This window comes from Nocardia sp. JCM 38205, assembly GCF_058222935.1.
Map to the genome: position 1 here is coordinate 94,833 of NZ_JBYHFL010000004.1, position 18,726 is coordinate 113,558.

At 67.9% G+C, this 18,726-nt stretch carries 20 protein-coding genes and 1 other RNA gene; 11 read left to right on the top strand and 10 right to left on the bottom strand.

All coding sequences use genetic code 11. The features are described 5' to 3' along the window. Window positions 1-44: 44 nt before the first annotated feature. Together AC4HOU_RS16020 and AC4HOU_RS16025 are read left to right on the top strand one after the other, a co-directional pair. Window positions 45-242: a hypothetical protein gene (locus AC4HOU_RS16020; protein WP_163809682.1), complete on the top strand. Its 198-nt coding sequence runs from the start codon at window positions 45-47 to the stop codon at window positions 240-242. Between the two features lie 218 nt (window positions 243-460). Next, a complete protein-coding gene (locus tag AC4HOU_RS16025; RefSeq protein ID WP_490724717.1) occupies window positions 461-1,057 on the top strand; it encodes a hypothetical protein in 597 nt (198 codons plus the stop codon). A gap of 68 nt (window positions 1,058-1,125) precedes the next feature. Here AC4HOU_RS16025 and AC4HOU_RS16030 read toward each other — a convergent pair whose 3' ends face one another. After that, the gene (locus tag AC4HOU_RS16030) at window positions 1,126-1,737 is read right to left on the bottom strand and encodes a TetR family transcriptional regulator (RefSeq protein ID WP_490724718.1); all 612 of its coding nucleotides are present in this window, start codon (window positions 1,735-1,737) and stop codon (window positions 1,126-1,128) included. Window positions 1,738-1,844: 107 nt separating this feature from the next. On the opposite strand from AC4HOU_RS16030, the gene AC4HOU_RS16035 reads away from it, so the two are divergent. The 3 genes from AC4HOU_RS16035 (at window position 1,845) to AC4HOU_RS16045 (ending at window position 4,829) form a co-directional block, all read left to right on the top strand. Continuing rightward, window positions 1,845-2,621: an SDR family oxidoreductase gene (locus tag AC4HOU_RS16035; protein ID WP_490724719.1), complete on the top strand. Its 777-nt coding sequence runs from the start codon at window positions 1,845-1,847 to the stop codon at window positions 2,619-2,621. 174 nt (window positions 2,622-2,795) lie between these two features. After that, complete coding sequence (locus AC4HOU_RS16040; RefSeq protein WP_490724720.1) at window positions 2,796-3,497, top strand: DUF899 domain-containing protein; 702 nt, start codon at window positions 2,796-2,798, stop codon at window positions 3,495-3,497. A 162-nt stretch (window positions 3,498-3,659) separates the two neighbouring features. Beyond that, a complete protein-coding gene (locus tag AC4HOU_RS16045) occupies window positions 3,660-4,829 on the top strand; it encodes a serine hydrolase domain-containing protein (RefSeq protein WP_490724721.1) in 1,170 nt (389 codons plus the stop codon). A gap of 359 nt (window positions 4,830-5,188) precedes the next feature. Here AC4HOU_RS16045 and ssrA read toward each other — a convergent pair. The 7 genes from ssrA to recQ form a co-directional block, all read right to left on the bottom strand. Next, window positions 5,189-5,556, bottom strand: a transfer-messenger RNA (tmRNA) gene (ssrA, locus tag AC4HOU_RS16050). Window positions 5,557-5,639: 83 nt separating this feature from the next. Next, window positions 5,640-6,116, bottom strand: a complete 477-nt coding sequence (gene smpB, locus AC4HOU_RS16055) for an SsrA-binding protein SmpB (protein ID WP_163809669.1) — start codon at window positions 6,114-6,116, stop codon at window positions 5,640-5,642. A gap of 132 nt (window positions 6,117-6,248) precedes the next feature. After that, window positions 6,249-7,844, bottom strand: a complete 1,596-nt coding sequence (locus AC4HOU_RS16060; protein WP_490724845.1) for an MDR family MFS transporter — start codon at window positions 7,842-7,844, stop codon at window positions 6,249-6,251. Between the two features lie 55 nt (window positions 7,845-7,899). Then, a complete protein-coding gene (locus AC4HOU_RS16065) occupies window positions 7,900-8,406 on the bottom strand; it encodes a MarR family winged helix-turn-helix transcriptional regulator (RefSeq protein ID WP_228806357.1) in 507 nt (168 codons plus the stop codon). A gap of 207 nt (window positions 8,407-8,613) precedes the next feature. Then, window positions 8,614-8,850 (bottom strand): WLR motif membrane protein, encoded by a 237-nt coding sequence (locus AC4HOU_RS16070; RefSeq protein ID WP_163809667.1) that lies wholly within the window; start codon window positions 8,848-8,850, stop codon window positions 8,614-8,616. Between the two features lie 174 nt (window positions 8,851-9,024). Then, entirely contained in the window at window positions 9,025-10,158 is a 1,134-nt protein-coding gene (locus AC4HOU_RS16075; RefSeq protein WP_490724722.1) for a metallophosphoesterase, read from the bottom strand. A 135-nt stretch (window positions 10,159-10,293) separates the two neighbouring features. After that, window positions 10,294-12,174 (bottom strand): DNA helicase RecQ, encoded by a 1,881-nt coding sequence (gene recQ, locus AC4HOU_RS16080; RefSeq protein ID WP_416383069.1) that lies wholly within the window; start codon window positions 12,172-12,174, stop codon window positions 10,294-10,296. 266 nt (window positions 12,175-12,440) lie between these two features. Here recQ and AC4HOU_RS16085 point away from each other — a divergent pair, with 266 nt between their 5' ends. After that, window positions 12,441-13,412: an SMP-30/gluconolactonase/LRE family protein gene (locus AC4HOU_RS16085; protein ID WP_490724723.1), complete on the top strand. Its 972-nt coding sequence runs from the start codon at window positions 12,441-12,443 to the stop codon at window positions 13,410-13,412. A 22-nt stretch (window positions 13,413-13,434) separates the two neighbouring features. Next, window positions 13,435-13,953 (top strand): GNAT family N-acetyltransferase, encoded by a 519-nt coding sequence (locus AC4HOU_RS16090; protein ID WP_490724724.1) that lies wholly within the window; start codon window positions 13,435-13,437, stop codon window positions 13,951-13,953. 1 nt (window position 13,954) lies between these two features. Here the strand turns inward: AC4HOU_RS16090 and hisN are convergent, their stop codons facing one another. Both hisN and AC4HOU_RS16100 read right to left on the bottom strand, forming a co-directional pair. Beyond that, the gene (gene hisN / locus AC4HOU_RS16095; RefSeq protein WP_163809657.1) at window positions 13,955-14,740 is read right to left on the bottom strand and encodes a histidinol-phosphatase; all 786 of its coding nucleotides are present in this window, start codon (window positions 14,738-14,740) and stop codon (window positions 13,955-13,957) included. 160 nt (window positions 14,741-14,900) lie between these two features. Then, entirely contained in the window at window positions 14,901-15,491 is a 591-nt protein-coding gene (locus AC4HOU_RS16100) for an NADPH-dependent FMN reductase (RefSeq protein WP_490724725.1), read from the bottom strand. Between the two features lie 143 nt (window positions 15,492-15,634). Here AC4HOU_RS16100 and AC4HOU_RS16105 point away from each other — a divergent pair, with 143 nt between their 5' ends. Genes AC4HOU_RS16105 through AC4HOU_RS16120 form a run of 4 tightly spaced genes read left to right on the top strand, consistent with a single transcriptional unit; the run spans window position 15,635 to window position 18,669 of the window. Beyond that, window positions 15,635-16,486, top strand: coding sequence for a helix-turn-helix domain-containing protein (locus AC4HOU_RS16105; protein ID WP_490724726.1), 852 nt, complete (start codon window positions 15,635-15,637; stop codon window positions 16,484-16,486). Window positions 16,487-16,536: 50 nt separating this feature from the next. Next, window positions 16,537-17,652 carry a peptide chain release factor 2 gene (gene prfB / locus AC4HOU_RS16110; protein ID WP_163809649.1) on the top strand — a complete coding sequence of 372 codons (1,116 nt, stop codon included), beginning with the start codon at window positions 16,537-16,539 and terminating at the stop codon, window positions 17,650-17,652. Further along, a complete protein-coding gene (locus AC4HOU_RS16115; protein WP_163809647.1) occupies window positions 17,652-18,530 on the top strand; it encodes a mechanosensitive ion channel family protein in 879 nt (292 codons plus the stop codon). The genes prfB and AC4HOU_RS16115 overlap by 1 nt, the downstream gene beginning before the upstream one ends. Next, a complete protein-coding gene (locus AC4HOU_RS16120) occupies window positions 18,517-18,669 on the top strand; it encodes an Rv3103c transmembrane domain-containing protein (protein ID WP_163809115.1) in 153 nt (50 codons plus the stop codon). The genes AC4HOU_RS16115 and AC4HOU_RS16120 overlap by 14 nt, the downstream gene beginning before the upstream one ends. The last annotated feature ends 57 nt before the right edge of the window (window positions 18,670-18,726 follow it).

Below are 18,726 nucleotides of genomic sequence, written 5' to 3' on the forward strand. Positions count from 1 at the left end.
CCGATAACGGTTTGATTGCTGGACAGCATGGGTACTCCCCGGTCATGACAGCACTGCGCCACCGACCCGCCCGGATCGTCGGCATGGAATGGGGCACCGCGCTGCTGGCCATCGCCGCCTGCCTCATCTTCACCGCCGGCATCGCCGCCCTGACCGGAGCCCTGAGCACCGCCCTCCCCGCCACCGTCGCCCTCGCCCTCGGCCTGTTCTTCACGCTGCGGATCCTGCGTCCCGCGAGCTGAGACCGACCGGCTCTCCTCGACCCACGAGGCCCGGCACTCGTGAGCTCGATACGCGGCGGCCGATCGTGCCGCGAGCGCTTGTCGAGCCGCCCCCGGCATACGACGTACCTGTACCGTCGAATCCAGTTCTGCCCCTGCGGAATGCGACGTCCCAGCGACGACCACCACTCACCGCCAGTGGCGATACTCCCCGTCAAGCCACCCTTACGCTGTGATCTATGCCGCAGTCGAGTACGCCGTGGTCCCGCCTCGCGCAGGCGCAGACCGGCGTGCGAGCGAACGCCTCCGACCCGGCCGACCGAAGGGCGTATCCGAAGACCCCGGCGCACGATCCCGGCAACGCGGCAGTGCGCAGCGGTCCGGACCCGGCCACACCACGCACTCACTCCACGCTGCTACTCGGCGGAACCGCCACGGTGGTCGCGCTGCTGGCCGTGCTCATCGCCCTGTTCACCGGCCATCGCGCCCCGAGCACCCCGGCACCCGAAGTCGACCCGCCGCGAGCCACCGCCGCACCGGCCCCCAGCACACCCGCCCCCGCGCCGGCACCCGGTCCCGCTACCGGTCCGCAGGGGCGGATGATCGCCGTCGGCCGAGTCGCCGCCACCGACGGCGCCACCTTGCAGATCGAAAGCCTTTTCGGCACAACGACAACCGTCCGCACCACGCCGGCGACGAAGGTCCACGTCCTGTTCGGCTCCCAGGTCGCCGACATCTCCGCGGGCGCCGTCATCGCCGCTTACGGCCACAAACACCCCGACGGCTCCATCACCGCCACCTACCTGGCCGGAGCCGGACTCGATTTCACGCGGTGAGTGCCGGACGCCGGCCGGCATCTCCGGCCGGCGGGGCTACCTCGCCGCACCGATCCAGAACGGGCGGCTCATGACCGTTCGAACCGGATCACCGACAACGCCGAAGCCGCCACGCTCGGGGCGTCCACCGGGCCCGACGGATCGTCCGGATCGCAGGTGACCCAGTGCTCCAACGCCACCGTCAGAGCGCCGATCAAGGTGTGTGACAGCAACCGGGCTTCCAGGCTCCGCGGAGCCAACCCAGCGCGCTCACCGATGACGGGACGCAGCTCGTCGGCGAGATCGTTGGCCGCGACCATCCACCGCGCGCGGATGCCCGGCACCGAGGTGAGCAGGACGAAAAGGTCACGGGTCGGCACGATGTGGGCGTACCGATCGCGGCGGAACGCCTCGACGAATGCCTCGTGCACAGCGGTTTCCACCGGCTCGTGCGCCGGCCGTGCGGCCAGGTAGCCGACGAAGTCGCGGATACCGGCGACGACGATCGGGGTGAGGGTGTCCTCCTTGGCCTCACAATGCCGGTAGAAGGTCCGCACCGAGATCCCGGCCGAGCGTGCGATGTCGTCGACGGACGTCGCGTCGAACCCGCGATCGAGGAACAGCCTGGACGCGGCCGCCGCGATATCCAGCCGGACCGCCTGCCGTCGCCGGTCCGTCAGCGACAGCTCCTGGTCGATCACATGTCCTCCTCGATGTGTCTTGACACACATTAGCACTGTGGCACAAACTGGCGTTCTGTCACAGATGCGCACCTCATGCGCACTCACCTCGCCAGAAAGGGCAGAGTATGCCCCGCACTTTCCTGATTACCGGCAGCGCCTCCGGCATCGGCGCCGCGACCAGCGACTACCTGCGCGCTCGCGGGATCCGCGTGATCGGCGCGGATCTGCGCGGGGCCGACATCACCGTCGACCTCGCCACCGACGCGGGTCGCAGTGATCTCGTCGCCCGCGCACGAGAGATGACCGACGGCTGGCTCGACGGTGTGATCGCGTGTGCGGGAGTGGCGCTGTTCGATCCGTTGACCATCCGGGTCAACTACTTCGGCGCGGTCGCGACCCTGGCCGGGCTGCGCCCGCTGCTGGCAGCAGGCACCGATCCCCGGGCCGTCGTGATCTCGTCGGTGGCTTCGCTGCATCCCACCGACGCCGAGACCGTCGACGCCGCACTGGCAGGTGACGAGCAAACAGCCGTGAAGGCCGCCCAGGCGGCGATCGAACGCGGTGACGGCGCGCAGATCTATGCGTCGTCGAAGGCCGCGATCGCCCGATGGGTACGGCGCACAGCGATCACACCGGATTGGGCGGGCGCCGGGATCGCGCTGAACGCCATCGCTCCCGGCACTATCGTGACGCCGATGATCCAGCCCATGCTGGACACCGAAGAGGGCCGCCGAGCCATCGACGGCGCCGTCCCCATGCCGCTGCACGGCCATGCCCGGCCCGAGCAGATCGCTCCCCTGCTCGACTTCCTCACCTCCCCGGCCAACTCCCACATCACCGGCCAGGTGGTGTTCGTCGACGGTGGGGCGGATGCGGTGCTGCGCGGCGAGCAGACCTGGTAGCGCGCAAGGAGTTTCCGAATGACCATCCGAGCCGAGGGCAGCTGCACCCGGCCCGGCCGGTCCGGACGTCGGCATCCTGGCTTTCCGACCGGGTAGCGCGTCGACCGATGAATTCGGCGGGCGGGCGGGGTCTGCATCTACAGCCGGATGTGTGGACCCGTCAGGGAGGAACTCATGAGCAAGAACGCACTGCCGCCCATCGTCGACGCCGAGACCTGGCAGCGTGAACTCGCCGCGCTGCGTGCTCGGGAGAAGGCCGCGACCAAGGAGCTCGACGCGATCGCGGCTCAGCGTCGGCGATTGCCGATGGTGCGGATGCCGGATTACACGCTGGAGGGCGCGGACGGGCCGGTGCGGCTGGTGGACGTCTTCGAGGGCAAGTCGCAGTTGATCGTCTACAACCACATGTGGTTCCCGGGCAAGCAATGGCAGTGCGGCGGCTGCACCAGCTTCACTTCGCAGTTCACCCGCTTGAAGTTCCTGGACAACTACGACGCCCGCTTCGTGATCGTCACCAAGGGACCGATCGATGAGGCGCTCGCCTACAAGCGGCGGGTCGGCAACAAGATGGATTGGTACTCCACCGCCGACAGCTCCTTCGGCGCCGATGTGGGCGCCCCACCCAACGCGGCCTTCGCGGTGAACGTCTTCCTGCGCGACGGTGACACCGTCTACCGCACCTGGCATACCGACGGCCGCGGCGTCGAACAACTCGGCTACACCTTCGCGCTCATCGACCTCCTCCCCTACGGCAGGCAGGAAGAATGGCAGGACTCGCCCGAGGGCTGGCCGCAATCACCCGCCTACAGCGGGTGGATGGGCTCCGAAGACATCGCCGCCGCGTATGGCGAACCGGATCCGTCGATGAGTACGTGATGCGATCTGGTACCGGTGTAGCGACGGCCGATGCCCGCCGCCCCGCCGCCTTTTCCGCACCATTGCCGCACCCGATTCGTTCGGCTCTATCGAACGGGGAGTGGGCGGCGTAGATTGCGAGGACGCTGGTCGGGCCGTTTTCCTCCATGAAGGGTCGCCGTCATGAGCGAGTCCACCCGATACGAGGGGCATCGCCGGCCGTGGGCGGTGCTCGCGATCGTGCTCATCCTCGTCGCCGGCGCCGGTAGCACGGACCGGGATGCCGGTTCGGACACCACAGCGGGCGCGGACGGTCCGGAGACCGCGAAGATCACCGAGCTCATGCGCGATGCGATGGGCGAGCTGGACCTCACCGCGGCGGTGTTCGGTGTGTGGCGCGGCGATGAGCAGCTCGCGCTCGGCGCGCTCGGCGATTCACCGCTGGGCGTGCCCGCGGCCGCCGACATGCGGCTGCGGGTCGGCCAGCCGATGGAACCGATGCTGTCGACGGTGCTGTGGCGGCTCGACGGCCAGGGCGTGCTGTCGCTGGACGAGCCCATCGCGCGCTGGATGCCCGAGTTCCCCCGTGCCGACGCGATCACCCCCCGCATGCTCGCCGACAGCACGTCCGGCATCGCCGACTATGTGACCGAGCCGGAATTCCTGAAGATTTTCGGCGAGAACCCCTTCCGCACCTGGACGGCCGACGAACTGCTCGCCCGCGCCGAAGCAAGACCGCCCTTGTTCGCACCGGGCGCCGACTTCGCCTACGCCCACAGCGACCTCGTGGTGCTCGGTGAAGTGTTGCAGAAGGCGGCGGGCAAACCGTTGGGCGAGTTGATCGCCGAGCACATCCTCGATCCCCTGGGCATGGGTGCGAGCCGAGTGGTACTCACCCCGCAGATCGAGGGGCCGATCCTGCACGGCTACACCAACGAGCGGAACATCTTCGAAGATTCCACCTTCTGGAACCCGACCGCCTTCCTGCACAGCGGCAACATGACCTCGACCGTCGCCGACATCGGCCGGTGGGTGCGGGCACTCGGCACCGGCGAACTGCTCACCGCCGACCAGTTCCGGCAGATGATGGAGCCGTCGACGGCCGGCGTCGGCCCCCTCACCCGCGAGAAGTACTTCGCATTCGGCGTCGTCCACCTCGGCGACTGGCTGTTCATGAACCCGTCCTATGGCGGCTACGACGGCGTCGCCTACTACGACACCACCACCGACACCACCATCGTCGCCTATGTGACGCTCGGACCGAGATCCGACGCCGCCCGCAACAACGCCGTCGACGCCGGCAGACAGATCGGCACCCTCCTGGTCCCCGATCGCCCACCACCAGCCCTCTGACCGGGAACGAACGTTGGAGTGCCCGGAGTACATCAGTCACCGGAACGAACCGCCCGGTACGGTCGCGGGTCGCGCGAGGCCCGAGCAAGGCCGCAGACACCCGGGATCCGAACCCGAGAGGGCCGGGAGTCCGGCGGCGAAGCCTCACCGGACAGGAAACCCTGGGGAGGGTCCGGCGACAAGCCTTACCGGACAGGAAATCCCCGGTGGGGGTCCGGCGACAAGCCTTACCGGACAGGAAATCCCCGGTGGGGGTCCGGGGGCGAAGCCCGCCGGGCGGGGCGTGGGGGCTGCGCCCCCACAAAACACCCAGCTCCACCAAAAAAGGCGAGCGCTCTTCGCGAGCACTCGCCTCCGTTTGGTGGAGCTGCCGGGAATCGAACCCGGGTCCTCCGTCGCGTCTTCAGGGCTTCTCCGTGTGCAGTTCGCTGTGTCTCTGCTCGGATCTCTCGGTCACGCGAACAAGCCGAGATGACGATCCCAGTCGCTGTGAGATGTCCCGTTCTACTCCGCGACCGAGTAGAACGGTGAGCCCTCTAGCTGATGCCGGCACCGGGACCGAGGGCTTATCCCGGGCCGACAGAGACGCTTCGCTTAGGCAGCGAGAGCGTACTCGCGCTGATGAGAATCGGCGCTTAATTGGTTGCAACGACGCTTACGGTGGTCTCTTGCCTGCACCGACACGCTTCCCCTGAATCAACGTACGCAGTCGAAACCGTTCAGCCCCGTACGTCCCGGCACCTTGCCGGGCTAGTCATGTTAACACCTCGACGACCGGCATTCATTCCCATTTTCCGGCCGCCATCGGGCTCACCTGCTCATGCCCTTCACCCGGCGGCCGAGTTCGCGAGTGACCTCGCGTTCCGCGGTGCGGCGGGCCAGATCCTGACGCTTGTCGTAGTCCTGCTTGCCTTTCGCGAGGGCGAGTTCGACCTTCACCTTGCCGTCGGAGAAGTACATCGACAGCGGCACCAAGGTCTGGTTGCCTTCCCGGGACTTACCGACGAGGCGTTCGATCTCCCGCTTGTGCAGCAGCAGCTTGCGCACCCGCCGCGGCGAGTGGTTGGTCCAGGTGCCGTGACTGAACTCCGGGATGTGCAGGCCACGCAACCACACCTCGCCGTTGTCGACCGTGGCGAAGGCGTCGACCAGCGAGGCCTTGCCTTCGCGCAGGCTCTTGACCTCGGTGCCGACCAGCGCGATCCCGGCCTCGTAGACGTCGAGGATGGTGTAGTTGTGCCGCGCTTTGCGGTTGGTCGCGATGACCTTGCGCCCCTTTTCCTTCATGACGGCTCCTCCATGACGACAACCTTAAAGCGGCGGCGCAACCGGATTATTCCCAGGTCGTTACGGCCGTGCCCGCGCATGAGCCCGGCAGGTACCGGATGTTCCGGTACCTGCCGGGTGAGCGGGTGGACGTTACTTCTGCAGCACGCGCTCGGGTTGCTGCACCGGATCGAGCAGTTCGGCCGGGTCGGACTCGCCGTTGTGCGTATCGCGCATCGGATCCAGCGCGGGATCGATGTCGATCGTGGTCCGCAGTGGACGGTTCGGCAGCAGCAGGGTCGCGAGCAGTGCGACCACGGTGGCGAACGCCGCGATCAGGAAGATGCGGCCGGTCGCGTCACCGTAGGCGGTGCGGACGATCGTGGCGATCGGACCGGGCAGCGCGCCGATATCGAGGTTGCTGCCGCCCGAGGACGACGGGTGGATGCCGAGCTTGGCGAACCCTTCGGCCGATAGATCGCTCACCCTGGTGGCGAGCACCGAACCGAGCACCGACACCCCGATCGCACCACCGAAGGTGCGGAAGAAGGCCACCGCGCTCGACGCGGCACCGATGTTGTGCACGCTGACGGTGTTCTGCACGGCGAGCACCAGGTTCTGCATCAGGCTGCCGACGCCGAGGCCGACAATGGTGATGTAGACCGCGACCAGCCACAGGTTCGTCGCGTGGTCGAGGGTCGACAGCAGCGCGAACCCCGCGACCAGCACCAGCGCACCGCCGACGACGAAGCCCTTCCACTTGCCGAACCGGGTGATCAGTTGCCCGGAGCCGACCGAAGCGATGAGCATGCCCGCGACCATCGGGATGGTCAGCATGCCCGCCACGGTCGGCGAGTAGCCGCGCGCGGTCTGGAAGTACTGACCGAGGAAGGTGGTCGCGCCGAACATGCCGACACCGACGGCGATGGAGGCGATGATGGCCAGGCCGGTGGTGCGTTCGGTGACGATCGGCAGCGGGATGATCGGCGACTTCGCCTTGGACTCGACCCAGATGGTGGCGGCCAGCAGGAGCACGCCTGCGCCGACGTAGATCGCCGATTCCCGCGACACCCACTCGTAGTAGCCGGCCTTACCCGCGAAGGAGACCCAGATCAGCAGGATGGACACGCCCGCGGTCAGCAGGACGGCGCCGAGCCAGTCGATGGACACATCGTCCTTGCGCTCGGTGGGCAGGCGCAGGGTGCGGTGCAGCAGTACGAGTGCGATCACGGCCAGCGGCACGCAGACGAAGAAGCACCAGCGCCAGCCGAGCGGGCTGTCGACGATCACGCCGCCGAGGATGGGGCCGCCCGACATCGACACGGCCATGACCGCACCCATGTAGCCGGAGTAGCGGCCGCGTTCGCGGGGCGCGACGATGCTGCCGATGATGGCCTGCACCAGCGCGGTCAGACCACCCATGCCGATGCCCTGGACGACGCGCGCGGCGAGCAGCAGATCGACGTTGTGGGCGAAGCCGGCGAGCACCGAACCGGCCACGAAGATGACGATGGAGATCTGGACCAGCGTCTTCTTGTTGAACAGGTCGGCGAGCTTGCCCCAGATCGGGGTGGAGGCGGCGGTGGCCAGCAGTGCGGCGGTGATCACCCAGGCGTAGGCGGTCTGGGAACCCTGGAGATCGCCGATGATGGTGGGCAGGGCGGTGGCCACGATCGTGGTGCTGAGCAGTGCCGTGAACAGCGCGGCCAGCAAGCCGGTCATCGCTTCCAGTACTTCGCGATGGGTCATCGCGTAGGGGTCTCGCTGTGTCACCGCCTCGGCGGAAGCCACCCCGTCGTGTTGACTAGACATCTACTCCCTGACTTTCTAGCTGAACCGGCCGATCGGCGGTCATGGTGTGCTGGACGCGCGCGACCAGTGCGTTTCTGAGTTTCTCGATGGCGACGCAGGCCTGTGCGGCCTCGTCTTCGTCCCAGTCGGCGAGCGCCTCCTGCATGCGCTTGGCCCGGGAGATCCGGATGCGCCGCAACAGGTCGCGACCGGCGTCGGTGACCTGCAGTAGCGTCGCGCGACCGTCGTGCGGATCGGCCTGCCTGATGACATAGCCTTCCGCGACCAGGTCGGTGACGTGCCGGCTCAGCGCCGAGGGGCTGATGCACAGGTGCGATGCGAGGTCGACCTGACGAATGAGCCCTGCTCCCTCCAGCACCACCAGGACGCCGATGCCACCGGGAAGGAGCTGACCTTCTTCCGGGTGGGCGATGGCTACGCGGATCGCGCGGCCCATGAGATAGAGCTCCCTGGTCAGATCCTGGGCGGTATCGCGTGACACTGCCATGCCGGTCTCCAAACCGAGAATGATTGCTTGCGGTAAGCAACTATACATTGGTTGCTTTCGCTAATCAACTAGTTTGTGGTCGGATGGATCACAGCGCAGGCCGATGGAGGGCGCCGCAATGTGCGAGGCGCCCGCTGGACACGAGTGTCGATGGGGACCTGTGCGTGATTGTGCGCGCTCGCGGGGCGCTCGGGTGCGTCTGCCCGTGCGGGTCAGCCGTCAGTTCGGGCGCAGCACCACATAGAGCATGAGCAGGGCGATGAACAGCAGCGTCAGCGCGATGGTGGAGAGGCGGGGCCGGCCCGGATGCCGTGGTTGGGCTCGGCGGCGGCTCAACCAGACGGTCTCGACGACCGGGTCTGCTCGATGCTCGCGCGCGGGGCTCGGATCGGGCGCCTCGGAGTTCGACGAGCCGCCCGACACCTCGCCGTTTTCGGAGCCGTCACCGGATGCCATGGCGTGACGGTAACCCGCCGCGTCGCAGCACGCCGGAATTCGGGCCGCCGGCGGCGCGTCCGACCGGGCTCCGCCCCGAGTTGCGCGGCATCCAGCGGCCAAACGCCGCATTCCGCCTCGGCCGGACTCATCGAGCGAGGCGACTGTCGCCCCGCCACGCGATGCGGCGGTCGATCAGGCGATCCGGCGGCGGAATTCCTCGGTGGACGTTCCGGAGGCCGGGTCCACCGTATGTACCCGCAGTTCGATCGCGCCGGGCGCCAGCTCCATGACCATGAATCCGAGCTGGTGGAAGCTCTGGAACTGGGCGCCGTGAGCGGTATCGGGCAGCACCCTCGGCTCGGCGCCGACGGTCTTCGCAGCGGCACCGGAGACGATCTGACGAGTGCCCTTCATCTCGGGCTGCTGCTCCAGGACCTGCAATGAATGATCGTGGCCGGACAGGATCAGATGGCAGCGTCCGTTGACGTGATCGTCGAAGAACCGCTTCACATGCACACCGTTGATCGGCTCGACCGGCAGTCCTTCGTACCGGCCGGCATCACCGTGCGGTCCGTTGTTCAGATACGGGTGGTGGGTGCAGGCGATCTTCCAGGTGGCCGGGGACTCGGCGATGGCACGATCGAGCCAGGCGCGCTGCTCGTTCATGAACTGGCCGTCGACTGCCCAGTACGGGGTGAACAGCGGTGGCAGATAGGCCGCGAGCGGGTTGAGATCGAGCACGAAGAACTCGACGACCGGGTTGCGTTCGGGGACCCGCACCGAGTAATAGCGGCTCGGCATCCACCAGCGCGGCGAGTGCGCGTGATAGCGGACCTCGTGGTCGCCGCGCAGCAGCCATCCGCCGTCGCCGGGAAAGACCGAGCTGGTGTCGTGATTGCCCAGCACCATCGCCCACGGAAAATCAAGGCCGGCGTTGGGATCTTCGAACTTCGCCGCGAACTGAGGATCCTCGTTGCTGTTCGGGCCACTTTCGTAGATGTTGTCGCCGAGGCCGAGCGCCATGGCGAAGGGTTCCCGCCGATGAAGCGCCCGGATGGCGTCGGCGACCGCCCACTGGGATCGGGTGCCGGTGCCCGCGTCGCCGGTGACCAGCACGCGGACACTGTCGCCGCCGGTAGGAAAGGGGAATTTGCCGACGCCCTCGGCCACCGGCATCGCCTGTGCCGGCGTGAGGCCGACGAGCGTCAGACCGGCCGCCGCGGCAGCCGCACCGGTCAGCAGCTCACGGCGGCCGATCCGGGAGGCGCCGTCACCACGGTCCGCGCGACCACGCAAGCTCCGACCTCCGGGCTCCGACCCGCTCATGCCTGCCTCCGTCCACTTGCCGGGATGCTCCGCTGACGCTTCGCAGCCATCCTGAACTACACGATCTGATCGGTTGATCTGAGGGGTCGAGATTTCACATCCCGTCGGCCGCCTGTTCGGTCGCAGGCCATGCGATCAGTGCGCGGCCAAGACCTCGAGTACCTGCTCGCCGTACTTGGCCAGCTTGTTCTCACCCACTCCCCCGACGGCGCCGAGCCCGGACAGGTCGGCCGGTTTGCGGGCGGCGATATCGCGCAGGGTGGCGTCGTGGAAGACGACGTAGGCCGGAACGCCCTGCTCCTTGGCCGTCGCCGCACGCCATTCGCGCAGCTTCTCGAACAGCGCGAGATCCTCGGGTGCGAGGTCGACCGGCGGGTTCTTCGCGGATTTCGCTGCGCGCGCGGCGCGGGTGGGGGCGGGCCGTTCGGGTTCGCGGCGCAGCATCACCTTCTGCCCGTCGAACAGCACCGCGTTTCCGGCTTCGGTGAGGGTGAGCACGCCGTATTCGCCGTGCACCGCGAGCAGACCCTGCGCCAGGCATTGCCGCACCACCCCTCGCCACTCGGTATCGCGCAGGTCGGTGCCGACGCCGAAGACCGTGAGTTCGTGATGGTCGTGCTGGAGCACCTTGGGGTTCTTCTTGCCGAGCAGGATGTCGATCAGATGCCCCGCGCCGAAGCTCTGCCCACGCTCGCGTTTCAGCCGCAGCACAGCCGATAGCAGCTTCTGCGCCGCGACCGTGCCGTCCCAGGATTCGGGCGGGTTCAGGCAGGTATCACAGTTGCCACACGGTTCGCCGCGCTGGCCGAAATACGCCAGCAGCTGGGTGCGGCGGCAGTTCACCGTCTCGCACAGCGCCAGCATCGCGTCCAGGTGCAGCTGGAGCTGCCTGCGGTGCGCCGCGTCACCGTCCGAGGCGTCGATGAGCTTGCGCTGCTGCACCACATCGTTGAGCCCGTAGACCATCCACGCGGTCGACGCCAGGCCGTCGCGGCCGGCCCTTCCGGTTTCCTGGTAGTAGCCCTCCACCGATTTGGGCAGATCGAGATGGGCGACGAACCTCACGTCGGGCTTGTCGATCCCCATCCCGAAGGCAATGGTCGCGACCACAACGAGCCCGTCTTCCCGCAGGAACCGTGATTGATTCTCGGCGCGGGTGCGATTGTCCAAGCCCGCGTGATACGGCACGGCCCTGATGCCGTTCTCGGTGAGGAAGGCGGCGGTCTTCTCCACCGAATTGCGCGACAGGCAGTAGACGATGCCCGCGTCACCGGCGTGTTCGGCGCGGATGAAATCGAGGAGCTGACGCTCCGGGCGGTTCTTCGGTTCGATCCGGTACTGGATGTTGGGCCGGTCGAAGCTGGCCACGAACCGGCGGGCGCCGCCGAGGTCGAGACGCTCGATGATCTCGTCGCGGGTCTTCTCGGTGGCCGTGGCGGTGAGCGCGATCCGGGGAACGTCGGGCCAGCGTTCGTGCAGCAGCGAAAGTGCCAGGTAGTCGGGCCGGAAGTCGTGGCCCCACTGCGAGACGCAATGGGCCTCGTCGATCGCGAACAGTGCGATCTTGCCGCGTTCGAGCAGCCTGGCCGTGGATTCCAGGCGCAGCCGCTCCGGCGCCAGGTACAACAGGTCCAGCTCGCCCGCCACGTACTGGGCCTCGACCATCCGGCGCTCGTCCGGATTCTGTGTCGAGTTGAGGAACCCGGCGCGTACGCCGAGCGCGCTGAGCGCGTCGACCTGGTCCTGCATCAGCGCGATCAGCGGCGACACCACCACGCCGACGCCGGGCCGCACCAGCGCGGGAACCTGATAGCACAGCGATTTGCCGCCACCGGTGGGCATGAGAACCAGCGCATCACCGCCCGCCACCACATGGTCGACGATCGCGCCCTGGTCGCCACGGAAGCTGTCGTATCCGAACACCCGACGTAGAACCTGTTGTGCCGCATCGGGTTCGGCATCGGTGACGATGCGGTGTGCGGCGGTGGGGGCGTCGGGTGTTTCCACGCGGCCCATCCTACGAGGCCACGGCGACAGCCGAAGGTCGTGTGCGAGGGCGACCTGGGCGGCATCCGATGTTGCGCACATGTGGACAACTCGTCGCTCGACGGAACGCCCCGAGACGGCGAACTCCGGGTAGCCGGCGGTCCCGGCTCGGCCTGTGCCCAGGTCCTACCTTTCCGGACCACCGATTTGCCGCGGTGGACATCCGCGAGCCCGACAGTGCGGCAGTCACGTTCAACGACGGGCAACCGCCGAAGACGGCTGTTAGGTTGTCCGGCATGGCATTCGGGATGGCGAGAGCGCGCGCCTGGGCGGCGCTGCTAGCGGCGACGGTCGCGGCCGGCCTGGCCACGGCCGGGCCCGCGCACGCGCAGCCGTTTCCGGCGATGTGCGGGGACGGGTGGGAAGCCACCACGGTCGTCGAGGGTGTCGGCAATCTGGAGAACCTCGACTCCGACGGCGCGGGCGGCTTCTACGTCACCGGCATCGTCGACGGGTTCCTCGCCCACGTGTCGGCGGTCGGAAAGTTCGAGAAGCTGATCACCGGGCTCGACAAGCCGGCGGGCGTCCGGGTGGTCGGACGATCGGTGTACTTCCTCACCGGCGACGGTATCGATGCGGCGCCGGGCACGCTCCAGCGCTACGACATCGACACCGGCGCGTCGACGGTCCTGCTCACCGATTTGAACGGGCCCAACGGCCTGCTCCTGCTGCCCGATGGCGATCTCCTGTTCAGCACCCTGGGAATGCAGCGAGCGCCCACCGGGATCGCCCGCTATCGGCCGTCCACCGGCGAATACACCGAGAGCTGGTCGAACCTGCCGTTGACCAATGGGCTGGCGCTGGCCGCCGATGGGCGGTCGATCTACACCGACAACCTGACCATGCGTATCTTCCGCATCCCGCTCGACGCCCCCAACTCCCCCACCGTCGTCTCAGGCCCACCCGAACTGTTCGCCCTACCCGACGATATGGAGGCCACCCGCGACGGCGATCTCTTCGTTGCCGACCACATCGCGGGCGCGATCTACCGCGTCGACACCGCTACCGGCGCGAGCTGCGCGATCATTTCCGGCCTCATCAAACGCCCCGACCCGGTCCGCATCCCTCCCGACGGCACCACGTCGGTCCGCATAGCGCGCGATGGGGATTCCTGGTCCCTGTTCATCACCAGCATGGACGGCACCCTGCGCCGCCTGCGCCCGCCCGCGGGCATCGACCTCACCCCTGCCGACGCGACCAGGCGATAGTCGTCCCATGGCTGGTAGTCGCATGAGCAGACCCGCACCGATGCTTCCCGCCACGGCGGCGGATGCCACCGACATCGCAGAGCTCCGCGACGAACTCGCGCACTGGATGCTCGCCAACGACATCCAGCAGTGGAAACCGGGCGAGTATCCACCCGAGGCGGTCGCCGCCGAGATCGCCCGCGGCGAATGGTTCGTCTGGCGCGAGGACGCCGGAGCGCTCATCGCCACCGTGCGACTGATCTGGCGCGATCCCGAATTCTGGGGCGAGTCCGACGCCGAGGCCGGGTACGTGCACGGGCTCATGGTCGCTCCGGCACACCGTGGCGAACAGCTGGGCGGGCGGGTACTGGACTTCTGCGCCGAACGCACGCTGGCTCGCGGGCTGTCGGTGCAGCGGCTCGATACCGCCGAGAACAATTCGGTGTTGCGGGCGTTCTATGCCGGGCAGGGCTTCGCCGAGGTGGGCACGGCCCCATTGCCTGCCCGTTTCCACGGCTGCGAGCGGATCGTGCTGCTGGAGAAGCAGCTCGGCCGCGGGTAGCTCAGGGCGCGAGGCGGTCGAGAACGGCCTGGTGCAGAAGGCCATTGGTGGCGACCGCATCGCCGCCGTGCGGGCCAGGAGCACCGTTGAGCGAGGTGAAGGAGCCGCCGGCCTCACGGACCAGGATGTCGAGGGCCGCCAGATCCCACAGGGAGACCTCGGGTTCGGTGGCGATATCCACCGCACCCTCGGCGACCAGGCAATAGTTGAGGAAATCGCCGTAGCCGCGCACCCGCCACACCTCATCGGTGAAGTCGATGAACTTCTCGCGCACACCGCGGTCGCGCCAGCCGGACAGGCTGGAGAAGGCCAGGCTGGCGTTGTCGAGATCGGCGACGGCGGAGACGGTGATCGGTTTCGGCGCGCCCGGATGGAAACTCGACCAGGCGCCGGAACCCGCGGCCGCCCACCAGCGGCGGGCCAGCGCCGGTGCGCTCACCACGCCGACCACCGGTACGCCGTCCTCGAGCAGCGCGATGAGCGTCGCCCACACCGGAACGCGGCGCACGAAGTTCTTGGTGCCGTCGATCGGATCGATCACCCACTGGCGGCCCGCGAATTCGGCATCACCGCCGAACTCCTCGCCGAGCACCGAATCCTGCGGCCGCTCATGCTCGAGGATCCGCCGGATTTCCCGTTCCACCGCGAGATCCGCATCCGACACCGGCGTCAGATCCGGTTTGGCGTCCACCTTCAGGTCGAGCGCCCCGAAACGTTCCTTGGTGATCGCATCGGCGGCATCGGCGAGCCGCAGGGCGAGTTCGAGATCGGAAGTGTGCGCAGCCACCTCCGAACCTTATCCGGTCCTCTGCCGCTGCCCAGCACTGTCACCGTCTCGCGCAGCTTGTGCACAGGCCAACGATCACTGCGGGCTCGTGCCGCCGGGCGGCCGGCCCACGTCGTCCGACCGGCGACCTCTTCGACGCCCTGACACAGAACCAGTGCGATCAGCCCACCGGAACCGACCGGGCGGCCGTCAACGCCGACGCCCACCAGTGCAGCCGGTCCAGCATCGTGCGCGCCGCCCCGGCCGGCTCCTCCGGGTCCCGCAGCTGCCCGTTCTCGTCGAAGAGCAGGTAGTACCGCGGGAACGACACGTATTCGCGCAGCGTGTGCGCGTCGAGCTCGTTGAACACCTGCCGCAGCCCTTCGATGGCCAGCAGCCCGCCGCTGGCTCCGCTGTAGCCGACGAACCCGATGGTCTTGCCCTGCCATTGCGTGAAGTGCCAATCGATGGCCGCCTTGAGCGAGGCGGGGAAGCTGCGGTTGTAGTCGGGCGTGACGATGACGTAGGCGTCGGCCGCCGACAACCGCTCGGTCAATGCCGTCATTCCGGCGGGCCGGTCGGGGTCGGGGTTCATGGCGGGCGGGACGGCGGGCAGTTCGAGCGGGATGTCGTAGTCGGCCAGATCGATGACGTCGACGTCGTAGCCGCCGTGCGCGCGGGCCTGGTCGGCGCACCAGCCGGCCACCACCGGGCCGAACCGTCCGTCCCGGACGCTGCCGATGATCACCGCGAGCTTCAGTGGCGTGGTCATGCCGTTCTCCTTCGGATCGAGGTGCGACCGTGGCGGTCGCTCGTTCATCACTCTGGCCGCGATCGGAAGCCCGATGAAGACCGCGCCGAGGGTGGTAGTGCGAGGGCCACTCTCAGCGCCGGGAAGGTGGTTACGGTGAGTGGGTGAGCACCAATGAGATGGGCCTGTTCCTGCGCACCCGGCGCGAGGCGGTCACTCCCGCGGAGGTCGGGCTGCCGAGCGGGCCGCGTCGGCGCACCCCTGGGCTGCGCCGTTCGGAGCTGGCGACGCTGGCGGGCGTGAGCGTCGAATACCTCACCCGTCTCGAGCAAGACCGCGACCGCAATCCGTCACCGCCGGTGCTGTCGGCGCTGGCCGATGTCCTGCGCCTCACCGCGAGCGAGCGAGTCCATCTCTATCGGCTCACCAAGGCGGATTCCGGATTCACCTGCATGGGCGGCGCTCAGCCCAACCGAGAGGTGCGGGCGTCCGTGCGCACCATCCTCGACCAGCTGGAACCCACCGCGGCGATCGTGGTCAACCGGCTCACCGAGATCCTGGCCTGCACCGAGGGCTATCGCACCCTGATGCGTGCCTCCGGCCAGCTCGACGAGGAACTGCCCGATCTGGCCGGTTACGCCTTCACCGATCCGCGCGCCAAGCAGTTCTTCCCGGACTGGGATCGGGTCGCCGACTACCTCGTCGCCGCCCTCAAGCAGGGCCCGTTCCGCGCGGATCCGCACATCGACGCCCTCGCCGACCGCCTCACCATCACCGCGGGGGCCGCCTTCACCGACCGCGTCGACACCGTGCCGAACCTGCCACCGGTCACCGGCATCACGCGTATGCAGCATCCCGAGGTGGGCGGGCTGCGGATGGCCTACGAAACCCTCGATCTGCCCGCCGACGACGATCAGCAGCTCATCGTCTACCTGCCCGCCGACGAGGCCACCGCCGCCGCGCTCGACGCCCTCAACGGTCGCCGCCCCGGCGCGTTGCGCGCCGTCTCCGGATAGCCTGCCCTGCGGTTTCACCCCGCCGTACCGGCCCGGTAGCCTTGGACATCGTGCATCCCGACGTATCCGCCGATCTCGCCGAACTCGACACCACGCTCAAGACCGTCGAGTCGGTCCTCGACATCGAGGAGCTACGCCGCCGCATCGATGAACTCGAGCACCAGGCGTCCGACCCCGATCTGTGGAACGACCAGGACCACGCCCAGCAGGTCACCAGCGAGCTCTCGCACGCCCAGGGCGAGTTGCGCCGGGTCGAGGAACTGCGGCAGCGGCTGGAAGATCTCCCGGTCCTCTACGAACTGGCCGAAGGCGAGGAAGGCGAGGCGATGACCGCCGCGCTCGCCGAGGCCGACGCCGAACGCGCCGCGCTGCACGCGGACGTCGAGGCGATGGAGGTGCGCACGCTGCTGTCGGGTGAATACGACAAGCGTGAGGCGCTGGTCAACATTCGTTCCGGCGCCGGCGGCGTGGACGCCGCCGACTGGGCCGAGATGCTGATGCGCATGTACATCCGCTGGGCCGACCGGCACAAGTACCCGGTGGAGGTCTACGACACCTCCTACGCCGAAGAGGCGGGCATCAAGAGCGCCACCTTCGCGGTGAAGTCGCCCTATGCCTACGGCACGCTCTCGGTGGAGATGGGTACGCACCGCCTGGTGCGGATCAGCCCGTTCGACAACCAGGGCCGGCGCCAGACCTCGTTCGCCGAGGTCGAGGTGCTGCCGGTGGTGGAGACCACCGACCACATCGAGATCCCCGAGGGCGAGATCCGCGTCGACGTGTACCGCTCATCGGGCCCCGGTGGCCAGAGCGTCAACACCACCGACTCCGCCGTGCGCCTGACCCATATCCCGACCGGCATCGTCGTCACCTGCCAGAACGAGAAATCGCAGCTGCAGAACAAGATTTCGGCGATGCGCGTGCTGCAGGCCAAGCTGCTCGAGCGCAAGCGGCAGGAAGAGCGCGCCGAGATGGACGCCCTCAAGACCAACGAGGGCGCGTCCTGGGGTAACCAGATGCGCTCCTACGTGCTGCACCCGTACCAGATGGTCAAGGACCTGCGCACCAACTACGAGGTCAACAATCCGTCCGCGGTGCTCGACGGTGATATCGACGGATTCATCGAGAGCGGGATCCGCTGGAGGATGCGGGAGCAGGCCAACTGATGTTCGCCTCGGGGATCCAGAGTTCGGGGATCCACGCGCTGTCGGTTTCCTCCGACGTCACCCCATGGCTGCGCTCCTCCGGCCTGGAGATCGTGCTGCTGATCTTGGGTGCGGTGCTGTTCAGCCGGTTCGCGACGTTCGTGCGCGACCGCGTCACCCGCAAGATCGACGCCGGTTTCCAGAGCAGCGACGCACTGGTGCGCACCGAGGCAGCCAAGCATCGGCACGCGCTGGCGCAGGTGGTCACCTGGGTGGTGCTGACCATCGTCTATGTGCTGGTCGGCATGGAGGTGTTGCAGCGCCTGGGGTTCGCCGTCACCGGCTTGGTCGCGCCTGCCGCGGTGCTCGGTGCCGCACTCGGTTTCGGCGCCCAGCGCATCGTGCAGGACATCCTCGCCGGGTTCTTCCTGATCACCGAGCGGCAGTACGGGTTCGGTGATGTGGTGCGGATCAACGTCACCGGCGCCGCCGACTCCGCCGAAGGGACCGTCGAAGACGTCACACTGCGGATCACCACCTTGCGTGATGCCGACGGTCAGGTGATCATCGTGCCCAACGGCCAGATTGTGAAAGTCACGAATCTGTCGAAAGATTGGGCTCGTGCGGCGATCGACGTCCCGGTGGCGGCCAGTGCCGATATCAACCGGGTGAACGAGATCCTGCACAAGGTGGGCGAAGAGGCCTACCGCGACCGCAGGCTCGAGCCGCTGCTGCTGGACGAGCCGACGGTCATGGGTGTGGAAGACCTCACGGTCGATCAGATGAACATCCGGATGGTCGCCCGCACCCTGCCGGGTAAGCAATTCGAAGTAGGACGTGAGCTGCGGGTCCGGGTAGCCGCCGCGCTGCGCAGGGAAGGTATCAGTGAGACCGCGTAAATCCACGGCGATCCTGATGGGGAGCTGGGTCGCCACGTTCGTGCTGTATCTGTTCGTCAAACCCGACACGCCCACACCGCCCGCGCCATTGGTGAATACCGTTCCGGCAGCGGTGCATACGACGCCACCGACCCCGTGACCCGCCCGAGTTCGCGGGCCTGAGATCACCAGGATGGCGGCTCTGACCAGGGCCTGA

Bases quoted from the DNA above. Each gene is read 5' to 3' on its own strand.
- AC4HOU_RS16020 (WP_163809682.1), top strand. From the start codon at position 45: ATGACAGCACTGCGCCACCGACCCGCCCGGATCGTCGGCATGGAATGG.
- AC4HOU_RS16025 (WP_490724717.1), top strand. From the start codon at position 461: ATGCCGCAGTCGAGTACGCCGTGGTCCCGCCTCGCGCAGGCGCAGACC.
- AC4HOU_RS16035 (WP_490724719.1), top strand. From the start codon at position 1,845: ATGCCCCGCACTTTCCTGATTACCGGCAGCGCCTCCGGCATCGGCGCC.
- AC4HOU_RS16040 (WP_490724720.1), top strand. From the start codon at position 2,796: ATGAGCAAGAACGCACTGCCGCCCATCGTCGACGCCGAGACCTGGCAG.
- AC4HOU_RS16045 (WP_490724721.1), top strand. From the start codon at position 3,660: ATGAGCGAGTCCACCCGATACGAGGGGCATCGCCGGCCGTGGGCGGTG.
- smpB (WP_163809669.1), bottom strand. From the start codon at position 6,116: ATGAAGGAAAAGGGGCGCAAGGTCATCGCGACCAACCGCAAAGCGCGG.
- AC4HOU_RS16060 (WP_490724845.1), bottom strand. From the start codon at position 7,844: ATGACCCATCGCGAAGTACTGGAAGCGATGACCGGCTTGCTGGCCGCG.
- AC4HOU_RS16070 (WP_163809667.1), bottom strand. From the start codon at position 8,850: ATGGCATCCGGTGACGGCTCCGAAAACGGCGAGGTGTCGGGCGGCTCG.
- AC4HOU_RS16075 (WP_490724722.1), bottom strand. From the start codon at position 10,158: ATGAGCGGGTCGGAGCCCGGAGGTCGGAGCTTGCGTGGTCGCGCGGAC.
- recQ (WP_416383069.1), bottom strand. From the start codon at position 12,174: ATGGGCCGCGTGGAAACACCCGACGCCCCCACCGCCGCACACCGCATC.
- AC4HOU_RS16085 (WP_490724723.1), top strand. From the start codon at position 12,441: ATGGCATTCGGGATGGCGAGAGCGCGCGCCTGGGCGGCGCTGCTAGCG.
- AC4HOU_RS16090 (WP_490724724.1), top strand. From the start codon at position 13,435: ATGAGCAGACCCGCACCGATGCTTCCCGCCACGGCGGCGGATGCCACC.
- AC4HOU_RS16100 (WP_490724725.1), bottom strand. From the start codon at position 15,491: ATGACCACGCCACTGAAGCTCGCGGTGATCATCGGCAGCGTCCGGGAC.
- AC4HOU_RS16115 (WP_163809647.1), top strand. From the start codon at position 17,652: ATGTTCGCCTCGGGGATCCAGAGTTCGGGGATCCACGCGCTGTCGGTT.